General features: G+C 59.5%; 11 protein-coding genes. 8 read left to right on the top strand and 3 right to left on the bottom strand.

Going from position 1 to position 13,569, the window contains the following annotated elements; translation table 11 throughout:
- The first annotated feature begins 57 nt into the window (after positions 1-57).
- Together trkA and ACY8FN_RS04565 are read left to right on the top strand one after the other, a co-directional pair.
- Positions 58-1,434, top strand: a complete 1,377-nt coding sequence (gene trkA, locus ACY8FN_RS04570; RefSeq protein ID WP_042018008.1) for a Trk system potassium transporter TrkA — start codon at positions 58-60, stop codon at positions 1,432-1,434.
- Between the two features lie 90 nt (positions 1,435-1,524).
- Complete coding sequence (locus ACY8FN_RS04565; RefSeq protein ID WP_101323346.1) at positions 1,525-2,967, top strand: TrkH family potassium uptake protein; 1,443 nt, start codon at positions 1,525-1,527, stop codon at positions 2,965-2,967.
- Positions 2,968-3,218: 251 nt separating this feature from the next.
- On the opposite strand, the gene typA is transcribed toward ACY8FN_RS04565, so the two are convergent.
- On the bottom strand, positions 3,219-5,030 hold the full coding sequence (gene typA, locus ACY8FN_RS04560; RefSeq protein ID WP_068978264.1) for a translational GTPase TypA: 1,812 nt from the start codon (positions 5,028-5,030) through the stop codon (positions 3,219-3,221).
- A 351-nt stretch (positions 5,031-5,381) separates the two neighbouring features.
- On the opposite strand from typA, the gene glnA reads away from it, so the two are divergent.
- The 5 genes from glnA (at position 5,382) to add (ending at position 11,195) form a co-directional block, all read left to right on the top strand.
- On the top strand, positions 5,382-6,791 hold the full coding sequence (gene glnA / locus ACY8FN_RS04555) for a glutamate--ammonia ligase (protein ID WP_042018012.1): 1,410 nt from the start codon (positions 5,382-5,384) through the stop codon (positions 6,789-6,791).
- Between the two features lie 115 nt (positions 6,792-6,906).
- Positions 6,907-7,482 carry a DUF4124 domain-containing protein gene (locus ACY8FN_RS04550; protein ID WP_463099345.1) on the top strand — a complete coding sequence of 192 codons (576 nt, stop codon included), beginning with the start codon at positions 6,907-6,909 and terminating at the stop codon, positions 7,480-7,482.
- 86 nt (positions 7,483-7,568) lie between these two features.
- The gene (gene glnL, locus ACY8FN_RS04545) at positions 7,569-8,624 is read left to right on the top strand and encodes a nitrogen regulation protein NR(II) (RefSeq protein ID WP_101323344.1); all 1,056 of its coding nucleotides are present in this window, start codon (positions 7,569-7,571) and stop codon (positions 8,622-8,624) included.
- A gap of 9 nt (positions 8,625-8,633) precedes the next feature.
- Positions 8,634-10,052 (top strand): nitrogen regulation protein NR(I), encoded by a 1,419-nt coding sequence (glnG, locus tag ACY8FN_RS04540; RefSeq protein ID WP_463099344.1) that lies wholly within the window; start codon positions 8,634-8,636, stop codon positions 10,050-10,052.
- 141 nt (positions 10,053-10,193) lie between these two features.
- Positions 10,194-11,195 carry an adenosine deaminase gene (gene add, locus ACY8FN_RS04535; protein WP_463099343.1) on the top strand — a complete coding sequence of 334 codons (1,002 nt, stop codon included), beginning with the start codon at positions 10,194-10,196 and terminating at the stop codon, positions 11,193-11,195.
- Positions 11,196-11,345: 150 nt separating this feature from the next.
- Here add and rmuC read toward each other — a convergent pair whose 3' ends face one another.
- On the bottom strand, positions 11,346-12,686 hold the full coding sequence (gene rmuC / locus ACY8FN_RS04530; protein WP_139729052.1) for a DNA recombination protein RmuC: 1,341 nt from the start codon (positions 12,684-12,686) through the stop codon (positions 11,346-11,348).
- On the bottom strand, positions 12,683-12,898 hold the full coding sequence (locus ACY8FN_RS04525; protein ID WP_101323341.1) for a hypothetical protein: 216 nt from the start codon (positions 12,896-12,898) through the stop codon (positions 12,683-12,685). The genes rmuC and ACY8FN_RS04525 overlap by 4 nt, the downstream gene beginning before the upstream one ends.
- 140 nt (positions 12,899-13,038) lie before the next feature.
- Here ACY8FN_RS04525 and ACY8FN_RS04520 point away from each other — a divergent pair, with 140 nt between their 5' ends.
- On the top strand, positions 13,039-13,560 hold the full coding sequence (locus ACY8FN_RS04520) for a ferredoxin-type protein NapF (RefSeq protein WP_101318494.1): 522 nt from the start codon (positions 13,039-13,041) through the stop codon (positions 13,558-13,560).
- The last annotated feature ends 9 nt before the right edge of the window (positions 13,561-13,569 follow it).

Genomic DNA, 13,569 nt, shown 5'->3' with positions numbered 1-13,569 from the left:
CAGCCAGACATCCGCTGGCTGCCCCTTTTACTGCACCAATGTGAGTAGACGTTCCCTATGAAAATTATCATTTTGGGAGCCGGCCAAGTCGGCGGCACCCTGGCCGAGAACCTGGCCGGGGAGAACAACGACATCACCATCGTCGATACCGACAGCGAACGCCTGCGCGAGCTGCAGGACAAGTTTGACCTGCGGGTGGTCAACGGCCACGGTGCTCACCCCAAGGTACTGCGCGAAGCGGGAGCGCAAGATGCTGACATGCTGGTAGCCGTCACCAACAGTGACGAAACCAATATGATTGCCTGTCAGGTGGCCTACACCCTGTTCAACACCCCGAACAAGGTGGCGCGGATCCGCTCCCCTGCCTATCTCAGTGAGCGGGATCGCCTGTTCCTGCCTGAATCTGTGCCGGTCGATCACCTGATCGCCCCCGAGCAGCTGGTCACCGACTATGTCCGTCGCCTGATCGAGTATCCGGGAGCGCTACAAGTGGTTGATTTTGCAGGTGGTCGCGTAGGTTTAGTGGCGGTAAAGGCTTACTACGGCGGTCCGCTGGTGGGCAATGCCCTCTCCACCCTGCGCGAGCATATGCCCAACATCGAGACCCGGGTAGCGGCCATTTTCCGTCAGGGGCGCCCGATCCGCCCGCAAGGCACCACCATCATCGAAGCGGATGACGAGGTGTTCTTTGTGGCGGCGGCAGGCCATATCCGCGCAGTGATGTCGGAGTTACAGCGCCTCGAGAGCCCCTACCGTCGCATCATGATCGTCGGCGGTGGCAATATCGGGGCCGGTCTGGCACGTCAGCTGGAGAAGCGTTATAGCGTCAAACTCATTGAGCGCAACCAGAAGCGGGCAGAGCAGCTTTCCGAGCTGTTGGAAAACACCATCGTCTTCTGTGGCGATGCGTCAGACCAGGAACTGCTGGCCGAGGAGCATATCGATCAGATCGACGTCTTTATCGCGGTGACCAACGAGGATGAGGCCAACATCATGTCGGCACTGCTCGCCAAGAAGATGGGTGCCAAGAAGACCATGGTGCTGATCCAGCGCGGTGCCTACGTGGATTTGGTGCAAGGTGGCCCGATCGATATCGCCATCTCACCCCAGCAGGCCACCATTTCAGCCCTGCTGACCCACGTGCGCCGGGCAGATATCGCCAACGTCTACAGTTTGCGCCGTGGCGCTGCCGAGGCCATTGAGGCGATCGCCCATGGCGACGAGAATACCTCCAAGGTGGTCGGCAAGACTGTGGGTGAACTTAGGCTGCCACCCGGCACCACCATTGGTGCCATCGTTCGCGGGGATGAGGTGCTGATCGCCCACGATCGCACCAAAATCCAGCAGGATGACCACGTAGTCATGTTCCTGGTGGACAAGAAGTACATCCCTGAAGTGGAACGGCTGTTTCAGCCAAGTCCTTTCTTCCTGTAACGTATTGATGCGCTCAGGCTGTCAAACCAGACCCGGCTCCCTGAAGGGAATTGTCCGGGTCTTTTTTAATCAACGACCAGGTTATCGAACATGATCAAGCTGCGTCCCATTATCTTCACCCTCGGGTTGGTGCTCTCCAAGCTGGCGCTCTTCATGTGGCTGCCCACCTTGCTGGCACTGCTCACCGGCTCTGAAGGATTCGTCGAATTTCTCAAATCGGTGCTGATCACTCATGGTGCTGCGCTGCTCTGCCTGCACTATGGCCGCAAGGCAGAATTTCATCTGGGGGTGCGGGAGATGTTCCTGCTCACCACCTCCGTCTGGGTAGTGGCCTGTATCTTTGGCGCCCTGCCTTTTGTCTTCATCAATCACATCGGCTTTGCGGATGCCTATTTCGAGACCATGTCAGGGGTGACCACCACAGGGTCTACGGTGCTCTCCGGGCTCGACAATATGGCCCACAGCATCCTGTTGTGGCGATCTATCCTGCAGTGGCTGGGAGGCGTTGGCTTTATCGTCATGGCGGTCGCCATCCTGCCTTACCTCAACGTGGGGGGTATGAAGCTGTTCCAGACCGAGAGCTCGGATTGGTCTGACAAGAGCGCGCCACGAGCCAAGACGGTGGCCAACAACATAGTCGTGGTGTATCTGGTGCTCTCCATGCTCTGCTTCATGGCTTACTGGGCCAGCGGCATGAACATGTTCGAGGCAATCAACCACGCCATGACCACCTTGAGTACCGGTGGATACTCGACCTCCGATCAGTCCATGTCCCACTTCTCCAACTCGGCACACTGGATTGGCACCCTGTTCATGTTCCTCGGCGGCCTGCCCTTCCTGCTCTACGTGCAGAGCCTCAACCACAAGGATTACAGCCTGTTCCAGGATGCCCAGGTACGCGGCTTTTTCTGGCTGGTCGTCTGGGTGACGGCCATCATGACCTTCTATTTGTGGCAGCGGGACCTGTTCAGTTTTATGGATGCCTTGCGCATCAGCTGCTTCAACATCGTCTCGGTACTCACCACCACTGGCTTCGGTCTCGGTGACTTCGGCACCTGGGGGCCGCTGGCCAGCATCGTCTTCATCGTGCTGTTGGCACTGGGCGCCTGCTCCGGCTCCACCGCGGGCGGTCTGAAGATCTTCCGGGTACAGGTGGCGTTTGCCCTGTTCAGAAAACAGATGCGCCAGCTGATGCACCCCTCTGCGGTGTTCCCGCAAAAATACAACGGCCGGACGGTCAATGACGCCATCATCCGCTCGATGATCTCCTTCGTGCTGGCCTACTTCGCCATCATTCTGGTGATTGCAGCGCTGCTGGCGGCCATCGGACTCGACCCCCTGACCTCCATCTCCAGCTCCATCACCGCCGTCGCCAACGTAGGGCCGGGTATGGGCCCCGTGGTTGGCCCCAGCACCAACTTCGCCAGCCTGCCCGACTCGGCCAAATGGCTGCTGTCGTTCGGCATGCTGCTGGGCCGACTGGAGATCCTGACGGTCGCCGTGCTGTTCTTCCCCTCCTTCTGGCGTCAGTAACTCCTCTCTGCATGCCAGCAAAAAGCCGCAGCGTTCACCCGCTGCGGCTTTTTCCTATAGGGCACAGAACCATCGAACCATCGAACCATCGAACCATCGAACCATCGAACTACAGGCTGACAGCCAGCTGGCTTGAGCGCCATCGCCTGATAGCCAGACATGAAAAAACGCCCCCAAGCCAGGGGCTTGGGGGCGTTTTGCAATAAACCATTAGCAGTCGGTGACGACCATCAACAGCTCAAGCCGTTGGATTAAGCACGACCTGCGCGCTTACGATCCATCTCAGTCAGCAGCTTCTTACGAATGCGGACTGCCTTAGGAGTAACTTCTACCAGTTCATCGTTGTCGATGAACTCGAGAGCCTGTTCCAGGGTCATGCGGATCGGCGGAGTCAGCACTTGAGCTTCATCGGTACCGGAGGCACGCATGTTGGTCAGCTGCTTGCCCTTCAGGCAGTTAACTGTCAGGTCGTTGGAGCGGGAGTGAATACCGATCACCTGGCCTTCGTATACTTCGGTAGCGTGACCGATAAACAGACGACCGCGGTCTTGCAGACCGAACAGGGCGAAAGTCAGCGCCTTACCGGTTGCGTTGGAGATCAGCACGCCATTCTGACGCTCGCCGATGCTGCCACCCTTGTGCGGACCGTAATGGTCGAAGCTGTGATACAGCAGACCGGTACCGGAGGTCATGGTCAGGAACTCGGTCTGGAAACCGATCAAGCCACGGCTCGGGATCATGAAGTCAAGACGCACACGGCCTTTGCCATCCGGAGTCATGTTGGTCATCTCACCCTTACGCAGGCCGAGTTGCTCCATCACGGAACCCTGGTTCGCTTCTTCCACATCGACAGTGACTGTCTCATACGGTTCGTGAAGCACGCCATCGATGGTGCGCAGGATAACTTCTGGACGGGATACCGCCAGTTCGTAGCCTTCGCGACGCATGTTTTCGATCAGGATGGAGAGGTGCAGTTCACCACGACCGGATACACGGAACTTGTCCTGGTCATCAGTGTCTTCCACACGCAGGGCCACGTTGTGAACTAGTTCCTGGTCAAGACGCTCACGGATGTTACGGGAAGTAACGAACTTACCTTCTTTACCGGCAAACGGTGAGGTGTTGACCTGGAAGGTCATGTTCACGGTCGGCTCATCAACAGACAGCGCCGGCAAGGCTTCAACTGCGTTGTTATCACAGATGGTGTCGGAGATTTTCAGCTCACCCAGACCGGTGATAGCGATGATGTCGCCCGCTTGCGCGCTTGCAACTTCAGTACGAGCCAGGCCCAGGTAACCCAGTACCTGACCGACCTTACCAGTACGAGTCTTGCCATCAGCACCAACAACAGTAACCTGCTGGTTGCTCTTGACGCGACCACGGCTGATACGGCCGATACCGATAACACCCACGTAGGAGTTGTAATCGATCTGGGAGATCTGCATCTGGAAGCCGCCTTCAGGATCGGCATTCGGTGCTTTCACGTTATCAACGATAGCCTGGAACAGCGGCTCCATGCTGTCAGACTCAACGTCCTGATCCATGGAGGCCCAGCCGTTCAGCGCAGAGGCGTAAACAACTTTAAAGTCCAGCTGCTCATCAGTGGCACCCAGGTTGTCAAACAGGTCAAATACCTGATCCATAACCCAATCAGGACGAGCGCCCGGACGGTCAACCTTGTTGATAACCACGATCGGCTTCAGACCCTTGGCAAATGCTTTCTGGGTCACGAAACGGGTCTGTGGCATCGGGCCGTCAACGGCATCAACCAGCAGCAGCACGGAGTCAACCATGGACAGAACACGCTCAACCTCACCACCGAAGTCGGCGTGACCCGGGGTATCAACGATGTTGATGCGGTAGTCATTCCAGCGGATCGCGGTGTTCTTGGCGAGAATGGTAATACCACGTTCCTTTTCCAGGTCGTTGGAATCCATCAGACGCTCTTGACCATCAGTGGTACGGTCCAGGGTTCCAGACTGCTGCAGCAGCTTATCAACCAGGGTAGTTTTGCCGTGGTCTACGTGCGCAATAATCGCAATATTGCGTAAATTCTCTAACATTCTCGCCTCAATCACCGGGTAAAATTGGGCGCTAATTGTACTCTCGCCTTTGTGATCTGCCTAGCAGAATTGCAGTCCATTCACGCACAACAACAGATCTGGATCATAGACCGCCCCGACAAACCCTGCTTAGATGGGAAGTGACCGTATGATATGCACCACTTTAGAGCACCAAAACGATCCATCGTTGCACTAATTTGATGCGTTACCAGTCATGACCGCCTGATTTTGGGGCACGTCTCCTGCGGGATGACGCTGAAATCACGCTGCCACAAACTTGGCACGATACTGGCTTATGTGAATACGATGACGCATTCACCCAAAGATTTTTAACACCGGAGGTTACTTAGCATGTCAGCCCAGAACGTTTTGGCCCTGATCCAGGAACACGAAGTCAAGTTTGTTGATCTGCGCTTTACCGACACCAAGGGTAAAGAGCAGCACGTATCCATCCCTTCTCATCAGGTCAACGAAGATTTCTTTGAAGACGGCAAGATGTTCGATGGTTCCTCCATCGGCGGCTGGAAAGGTATCAACGAATCCGACATGGTACTGATGCCGGACGCAGCCTCCGCCAAGCTGGATCCCTTCACTGAAGAGACCACCCTGAACATCGTTTGTGACGTGCTCGAGCCTGCCACCATGCAGGGCTACGACCGCGACCCGCGCTCCATCGCCAAGCGCGCCGAAGATTTCCTGAAGTCCAGCGGCATCGCTGACACCGTGCTGTTCGGGCCGGAGCCGGAATTCTTCATGTTCGACAACATCACCTTCTCCAACACCATGGGCCACAGCTTCGTGAAAATCGAATCTGAAGAGGCTGCATGGAACTCCGGCACCGAGTATGAGCACGGCAACAAGGGCCACCGTCCGTTCGTCAAAGGCGGCTACTTCCCGGTTGCACCGGTCGACTCTTCCCAGGATATCCGCGCCGCCATGTGTCTGGTGCTGGAAGAGATGGGCCAGGTCGTTGAAGCTCACCACCACGAAGTGGCCACTGCCGGTCAGAACGAGATCGCTACCCGCTTCAACACCCTTACCCTGAAGGCTGATGAAGTACAGGTACTGAAGTACGTGATCCACAACGTGGCCCACGCCTACAACAAGACCGTCACCTTCATGCCGAAACCCATGTTCGGTGACAACGGCTCCGGCATGCACTGCCACCAGTCGCTGGCCAAGAACGGTGTCAACCTGTTTGCGGGCGACCTGTACGGCGGCCTGTCCGAGATGGCACTGCACTACATCGGCGGTATCATCAAGCACGCCAAGGCTATCAACGCCTTCGCCAACCCAACCACCAACTCCTACAAGCGTCTGGTGCCGGGTTATGAAGCACCGGTCATGCTGGCCTACTCCGCTCGCAACCGCTCTGCCTCCATCCGTATCCCGGTGGTACCGAGCCCGAAAGCCCGTCGTATCGAAGTGCGCTTCCCGGATCCGGCCGCCAACCCGTACCTGGCCTTCGCAGCCCAGCTGATGGCCGGTCTGGACGGTATCATCAACAAGATCCATCCGGGCGATGCCATGGACAAGAACTTGTATGACCTGCCGCCGGAAGAAGCCGCAGAAGTACCGACCGTTGCCGGCTCTCTGGACGAAGCGCTGTCAGCCTTGAATGCAGATCGCGAGTTCCTGACCCGTGGTGGCGTGTTCAGCGATGACTTCATCAACTCCTATCTGGAGCTGAAACAGCATGACGTTGACCGTGTGCGCATGACCCCGCACCCGCTGGAGTTCGAACTGTACTACTCCGTTTAAGTCAGAACAGCCTGCCCGTTTAAATCCGGCCAGCTTGCTTAATCGTGACAAAACCCGCCATCTGGCGGGTTTTTTCTCTGATAGGATTAAGCAAGATACCGTCAAGGAGAGATGGATGAACAACAAACATGGCATAGGGACTCTCGCCCTCCTGTTGCTGACCTCGTTCGCTGCAGAGGCGGCCAAGGTTTACTCCTGGGTCGATGGCAGCGGCGTCACCCACTACACAGATGCACCACCACCGGGCAAGAGTGCCAAAGAGGTCGATCTGCGGGTCGCCCCCCTCATAGGTAGCTCGCCCCGTTCGGTACAGGTGGACAACTTCAACAGCCTGACCGGCGCCGATGCCAAGAAGGAAAAAGAGGCGGCCAAGCTGGCGATTGAACTGCTCTCCCCTGAGCAGGGCAGTACACTGCGCGACAACACCGGCAACATCGTCTTTCAGGGCACCATCAGCCCCAAACCACCCACCCAGTACGATGTGCGCCTGACCCTGGATGGCAAAGCCGCCCCCATCGTCAGCAACAGCCTGTCGATCCGGGTAGAAAACGTCGATCGCGGTGCCCACGAGGCGCAGCTCGAGCTGCTCGCCAAAGACGGTACGATCCTTGCTAAATCCAGCTCAGTCACCTTTTACCTGCATAGAGCAAGCGTGACTCCGGCTCCCACACCCACCCCCAAGGCCGACTAGGGGTGATATAGCGCACCGATGCGGGTAAACTCAATGCACCATGTCGGTGCATTACAGGTGCATAGCACCGTTTTAGGGAGAAACCTGTGCCAACCCGCTCGGATAATGCCAAGACCCTATTGGATAATTTATTCACCGCCGTGATCCTGATGGATGAGCGGCTCTGCATTCAATTCGTCAACCCGGCGGCGGAACAGCTACTTTCCCTCAGTGAACGCCGGTTGATCGGCATCGAACTGCCCCATCTGCTGGAGCATATCTCCCTCGACTTGCAGCGACTCAAGCAGTGCCTCGTTTCAGGGCAAGGCTTTACCGACAGCGAAGTGACCCTGGTGGTGGAGGGGGAACCCAGACTGGTGGAGATCAGCGTCAGCCCGCTCGCCGACCATGAGCAGCGACTGATGGTGGTGGAGCTGCGCAAGATCGATCAGCAGAAGAAGATCAGCCAGGAGCAGCAACAGCATGCCCAGCAACTGGCCGCCAAGGAGCTGGTGCGCGGACTGGCCCACGAGATCAAGAATCCCCTCGGCGGCCTGCGCGGCGCAGCCCAACTGCTGCAAAAAGAGCTGCCGGACCCGGCCTTGCGTGAATACACCGGCATCATCATCGAACAGGCTGACCGGCTGCGGGTGCTGGTCGATCGACTGCTTGGCCCCCAGCGCCCCGGCCGCCACCAGATGCACAATGTTCATTCGGTGCTGGAACAGGTGCGTCGCTTGGTGGAGCTGGAACTGCCGCCCACGGTACGCATCGAGCGGGATTACGACCCCAGTATTCCCGAATTCGAGATGGAGCCGGACCAGCTGCAGCAGGCGTTTCTCAACATAGTGCGCAACGCCGCCGAAGCGCTGGGCGATCAGACCGGGCTTATCCGCATCAAGACCCGCACCGCCTTCCAGATCACCATCCACGGCCAGCGTTACCGGTTGGCGGCGGAGATCAAGATCATCGACAACGGCCCCGGCATTCCCGATGCCATCCGCGACACCCTGTTCTATCCGATGATCACCGGCAAGGAGGGGGGCACCGGGCTCGGCCTCTCCATCGCCCAGAACCTGATCGACCAGCACAAGGGGCGGATTGACTGCATCAGCTGGCCGGGCCACACCGAATTCACCATTTTTCTACCGCTTCGCAAGTAAGGGAACCCCATGACCGCCAAAGTGTGGATCGTCGATGACGACAGCTCTATCCGCTGGGTGCTGGAGCGCACTCTCGGCAGCGAAGGCTTCAACTGCGAGAGCTTTGCCGACGGCGAAGCGCTGCTGCACGCCCTTGAGCTGCGCTCGCCCGATGTGATCCTCTCCGATATCCGGATGCCCGGCATCGATGGCCTCAGCCTGCTGGAGCAGATCCACCGCCGTCAGGCCGATCTGCCCATCATCATCATGACCGCCCACTCGGATCTGGATAGCGCGGTCAACGCCTACCAGCGTGGTGCCTTCGAGTACCTGCCCAAACCGTTCGACATCGACGAAGCAGTGACCCTGGTCCGCCGCGCCGAGAATCACCTCAAAGAGCAGCGCACCAAGCGCAAGGTGCGCCAGCAGGAGACTACCGCCACACCGGAGATCATCGGTGAGGCACCGGCGATGCAGGAGGTGTTCCGCGCCATCGGTCGCCTGTCGCGCTCCAGCATATCTGTGCTGATCAACGGCCAGAGCGGTACCGGCAAAGAGCTGGTCGCCCATGCGCTGCACAAGCACAGCCCGCGCGCTCACAAGAACTTCATCGCCCTCAACATGGCGGCTATTCCGAAAGATCTCATCGAATCGGAGCTGTTCGGTCACGAAAAGGGGGCCTTCACCGGCGCCAACAACATCCGCCACGGCCGCTTCGAGCAGGCCGACGGCGGCACCCTGTTCCTCGACGAGATCGGCGACATGCCACTGGATGTGCAGACCCGGCTGCTGCGGGTATTGGCCGATGGCCAGTTCTACCGGGTCGGCGGTCACCAGCCGGTGCAGGTGGATGTGCGGATCATCGCCGCTACCCACCAGAATCTCGAAAAACGGGTGGCCGATGGCGAGTTTCGCGAGGATCTGTTCCACCGCCTCAACGTCATCCGCATCCACATCCCCGCCCTCAGGGAGCGCCGCGAGGATATTCCCCAGCTGGCCCACCACTTCCTGCTGCGGGCGGCCAAGGAGCTGAATGTGGAGGCCAAGAGCCTGCACCCCGATACCCAGACCTATATCAGCCGCCTGCCCTGGCCGGGCAACGTGCGCCAGCTGGAGAACGTCTGCCGCTGGCTCACCGTGATGGCCTCCGGTCAGGAGGTGCTGGTCGGCGACCTGCCTGCCGAACTGCTGACCCCGATCAGCAATAGTGCCGAACCGGGCCAACCGGCCATGCCCGGTTGCTGGCAACAGCAGTTGCAGGAGTGGATTGCCGCCAAGCTGGCGCTGGGGGAGACCGACATCCTGGCCGATGCTATGCCCCAGTTCGAGCGGATCATGCTGGAAACGGCGCTGGAACACACCCACGGCCACAAGCAGGAAGCGGCTCGCCTGCTCGGTTGGGGTCGCAACACCCTTACCCGCAAGCTGAAGGAACTCGATCTCTCCTGAGTCCCGTGGAAAAACGATTCCCATCACGCCCTGACAAATCACCGCCCGCCAGAGCCCCGTTTAGCCGTAAACGGGGTATCTTTTTTGAAAGCCCCGCCTAGAATGGCAGGCTTTCAAACCTGACTCGACGAGGGCGCCCCCATGATTGACAGATCTCTCCCCCTGACCGACCTGCACCGCCATCTGGACGGCAACATCCGCCCGCAAACCATCCTCGAGCTGGGTCGCCAACACAATATCCAGCTGCCAGCCTTCGAGCTGGAAGCGCTGCGCCCCCACGTGCAGATCGTCGAGAACGAGCCGAGCCTGGTTGCCTTCCTGAAGAAGCTGGATTGGGGTGTGGCCGTGCTGGCCGACTACGACGCCTGCCGCCGGGTCGCCTACGAGAACGTGGAAGATCTGCTGCGCGCCGGTATCGACTATGCCGAGCTGCGTTTCAGCCCGGCCTATATGGCGATGGCCCACAAGCTGCACCCGCAGGGCGTGGTGGAAGCCATCATCGACGGCATGGCCGCTGGCAGCCGCGACTTCGGCATCAAGACCAACCTGATCGGCATCATGAGCCGCACCTTTGGCACCGAGCAGTGCAATCAGGAGCTGGCCGCCTGTCTGCCCCTTCGCGACAAGCTGGTGGCCATCGATTTGGCGGGTGACGAGCTGGGCTTCCCGGGCACCCTCTTTACCGAGCACTTTCGCAAGGTGCGTGATGCTGGCCTGCGTGTCACCGTGCACGCCGGTGAAGCCGCTGGCCCCGATAGCATGTGGCAAGCCATTCGCGAGCTGGGTGCCGAACGTATCGGCCATGGCGTCAAGGCGATTGCGGATCCGGCCCTGATGGCCTATCTGGCCGAGCACCGCATCGGCATCGAATCCTGCCTCACCTCCAACATCCAGACCACCACGGTGGCAAGCCTGACCGAACACCCGATCCGCCAGTTCTTGGCTGCCGGTGTGCTGGCGTGCCTCAACACCGACGATCCAGCGGTAGAGGGCATCGACCTGCCCCACGAATATGAAGTGGCCGCCCCGGCCGCTGGCATGACCGCCAGCGAAATCCGCACCGCCCAGCAGAACGGCCTGACCCTGGCCTTCCTGAGCGATAGCGAGAAAGCCGAACTGAGCGCCCGCGCTGCCAGCCGCTGATCCACACCGGCACTGCAAATAACAACGGCCCACTTCGGTGGGCCGTTTGCTGTTCAGCTTTCTGATGATGGGTAAGCGCTGGGCAGACGGTAGATTGTAAAAGGCCCAAACAGTGTTTGGGCCTTGGCTGATGGCGGCGCAGGGAAATAACTACTCCCGCTCGTTGTCACGCTCCAGCGCGCGCTCCACCAGCGGCTCGGGCAGGCTCTTGGTCACCTCCACCCCCAGCTCGCGGAAACGCTCGACCTGCGCAATCAGGTTGCCACGGCCGTTGACCAGCCGCCCCATCGCCTTGTCGTAGCTCTCCTGCGCCTTGTGCAGGCTGCCGCCCATCTGCTGCATCTCCTCCACAAACAGCCGCAGCTTTTCGTAGAGGCGACCGGCCCGCTCGGCAATCTGGCGGGCATTCTGATTCTGTCGTTCGTAGCGCCACAGGTTTTCGATAGTGCGCAGCGCCACCATCAGGTTGGTGGGGCTCACCAGCAGGATGTTGTGGTCGAGGCCGTAGCGCACCAGCGAGGGATCGGCTTCCAGCGCGGTGAAAAAGGCAGGCTCCACCGCCACGAACATCAGCACATAGTCGAGGGTACGTACCCCGGGCAACTGCTGGTAATCCTTGCGGCCCAGCTCGCGGATATGGTTGCGCACCGAGGCGACGTGCTCCTTGAGCGCCACCGCCTTCTCCAGCTCATCCCCAGCATTGAACCAGCGCTCGTAGGCGGTCAGCGACACCTTGGCGTCAATGATGATGTCTTTTTCCTGAGGCAGGTGGACGATCACGTCGGGCTGGTAGCGTTTGCCCTTCTCCACCTCGATATTGACCTGGGTGTGGTACTCGTGGCCCTCGCGCAGACCGCACTCGCTGAGGATCCGCGCCAGCACCACTTCACCCCAGTTGCCCTGCTGCTTGCTGTCCCCCTTGAGGGCGCGGGTCAGCGCCGCCGCCTCTTCGGTCATGCGGGCGTTGAGCTCGGCGAGGCGCTCCAGCTCGAACTTGAGGCTGTGACGCTGGGCTGTCTCCTGGGCGTGGGTCTCCCCCACCTGACGGCGAAAGCCCTCGAGCTGCTCTTTGAGCGGAGTGAGAAGCAGATCGAGGCTGTTCTGGTTCAGTTCGCGGAAGTTACCGGAGTTTTGCTCGAAGATCCGGTTAGCAAGGTTCTCGAACTGCTGGCTGAGGCGCTGTTCCGCCTCCTGTTGCAGTTGCAGCTTCTCGGCGGCGGCCAGCCGCTCGCTGCGCAGGGTCGCCTCCGCATCCTTGAGGCGAGCGGTGAGCTTGATCAGCAGGGTCTGCTGCTGATCCAGTTTCTGCTGGCCCTGCATCCGCTCATCTTGCAACTCGTCGAAACGATCTTGCAGCGCCTGATGACGCTCCTGCACCAGCATCAGTTCCTGAGCCTGCGCCGTGGCAGCTCGCCGCCCGATCAGCCAACCAAGCCCGAGGGCTAGCACGGCGGCAGGCAGCAAGATCCCCCAGAGCCCGGGATCGATCATTTGCGACTCCGTTGACGCAAGAACAGCTCGAGATAGCGGTTAGCCAAAATCCAGAGCACCACGTAGATCAGGTAGGCGGCCAGCACCACCCACTTGTGGCTGTTGACGCCGGTATCGAGCTCGGCGAACTCGATATCCTTGATGCGGCAATAGGCCCACATCAGCAGCGGAAAGACGTAGAGCAGGGAGGCACGCCAGAGAAATAACCACATATGTTTTCATTCAACCAGGCAAAAAGACCCGCCTAGCTTACACAAGGGCAACTGCGCTTGCGATCCTGGTGGCCGCTATTCTCTGGCCTGCTTACCGAAACTTCGATAAAATTAACCCCTAATAGGTATCAGGGGCGCGCATGACTCACTATTTCCTCCGTTGGCTAACGCAAGGCTGGCAAGCTTCCCGCAAGCCCGCCGTGGTTTGCCATGAAGCGCGCCCGCCGTGGGCCATCGAGGAGTCCCAATACCTCTCGCTGTGCAACCGTTGCGGCGAGTGCTTCAAGGCCTGCCCGCGCGGCCTGCTCAAACCGGCCACCCAGGAGGAGTACGAGGGGAGCCCCATTGAGGGCACGCCGGTGCTCGATCTCGCCTGCGGCCAGTGCAGCTACTGCGGCAGTTGCGCCAGAGCTTGTCCCACCGGCGCCCTCGATCTGCAACTGGGCCGTCAGGTGCAGACCCGGGTCCAGATCGAGGAGAGCTGTCAGGCCAGACAAGGCTTCTACTGCCTGCTCTGTGAAGATGCCTGCCCCCAGCAGGCGATCAAGGCCAGCGCCGATGGCATCAACGTCAACATGGATGCCTGCAACGGCTGCGGTGCCTGCGGCCTCGCCTGCCTGCACGGCGCCATCACCCTGATCCGCCAGCCGGGCAGTCGTTAAAAACCAGCT

The sequence above is a fragment of the Aeromonas sp. 160P genome (genome assembly GCF_055193095.1).
This window is presented reverse-complemented; position numbering and strand designations above follow the sequence as displayed.

Coding starts and splice junctions, on each gene's coding strand:
- trkA (WP_042018008.1), top strand. CDS start 58: ATGAAAATTATCATTTTGGGAGCCGGCCAAGTCGGCGGCACCCTGGCC.
- ACY8FN_RS04565 (WP_101323346.1), top strand. CDS start 1,525: ATGATCAAGCTGCGTCCCATTATCTTCACCCTCGGGTTGGTGCTCTCC.
- typA (WP_068978264.1), bottom strand. CDS start 5,030: ATGTTAGAGAATTTACGCAATATTGCGATTATTGCGCACGTAGACCAC.
- glnA (WP_042018012.1), top strand. CDS start 5,382: ATGTCAGCCCAGAACGTTTTGGCCCTGATCCAGGAACACGAAGTCAAG.
- ACY8FN_RS04550 (WP_463099345.1), top strand. CDS start 6,907: ATGAACAACAAACATGGCATAGGGACTCTCGCCCTCCTGTTGCTGACC.
- glnG (WP_463099344.1), top strand. CDS start 8,634: ATGACCGCCAAAGTGTGGATCGTCGATGACGACAGCTCTATCCGCTGG.
- add (WP_463099343.1), top strand. CDS start 10,194: ATGATTGACAGATCTCTCCCCCTGACCGACCTGCACCGCCATCTGGAC.
- rmuC (WP_139729052.1), bottom strand. CDS start 12,686: ATGATCGATCCCGGGCTCTGGGGGATCTTGCTGCCTGCCGCCGTGCTA.
- ACY8FN_RS04525 (WP_101323341.1), bottom strand. CDS start 12,898: ATGTGGTTATTTCTCTGGCGTGCCTCCCTGCTCTACGTCTTTCCGCTG.
- ACY8FN_RS04520 (WP_101318494.1), top strand. CDS start 13,039: ATGACTCACTATTTCCTCCGTTGGCTAACGCAAGGCTGGCAAGCTTCC.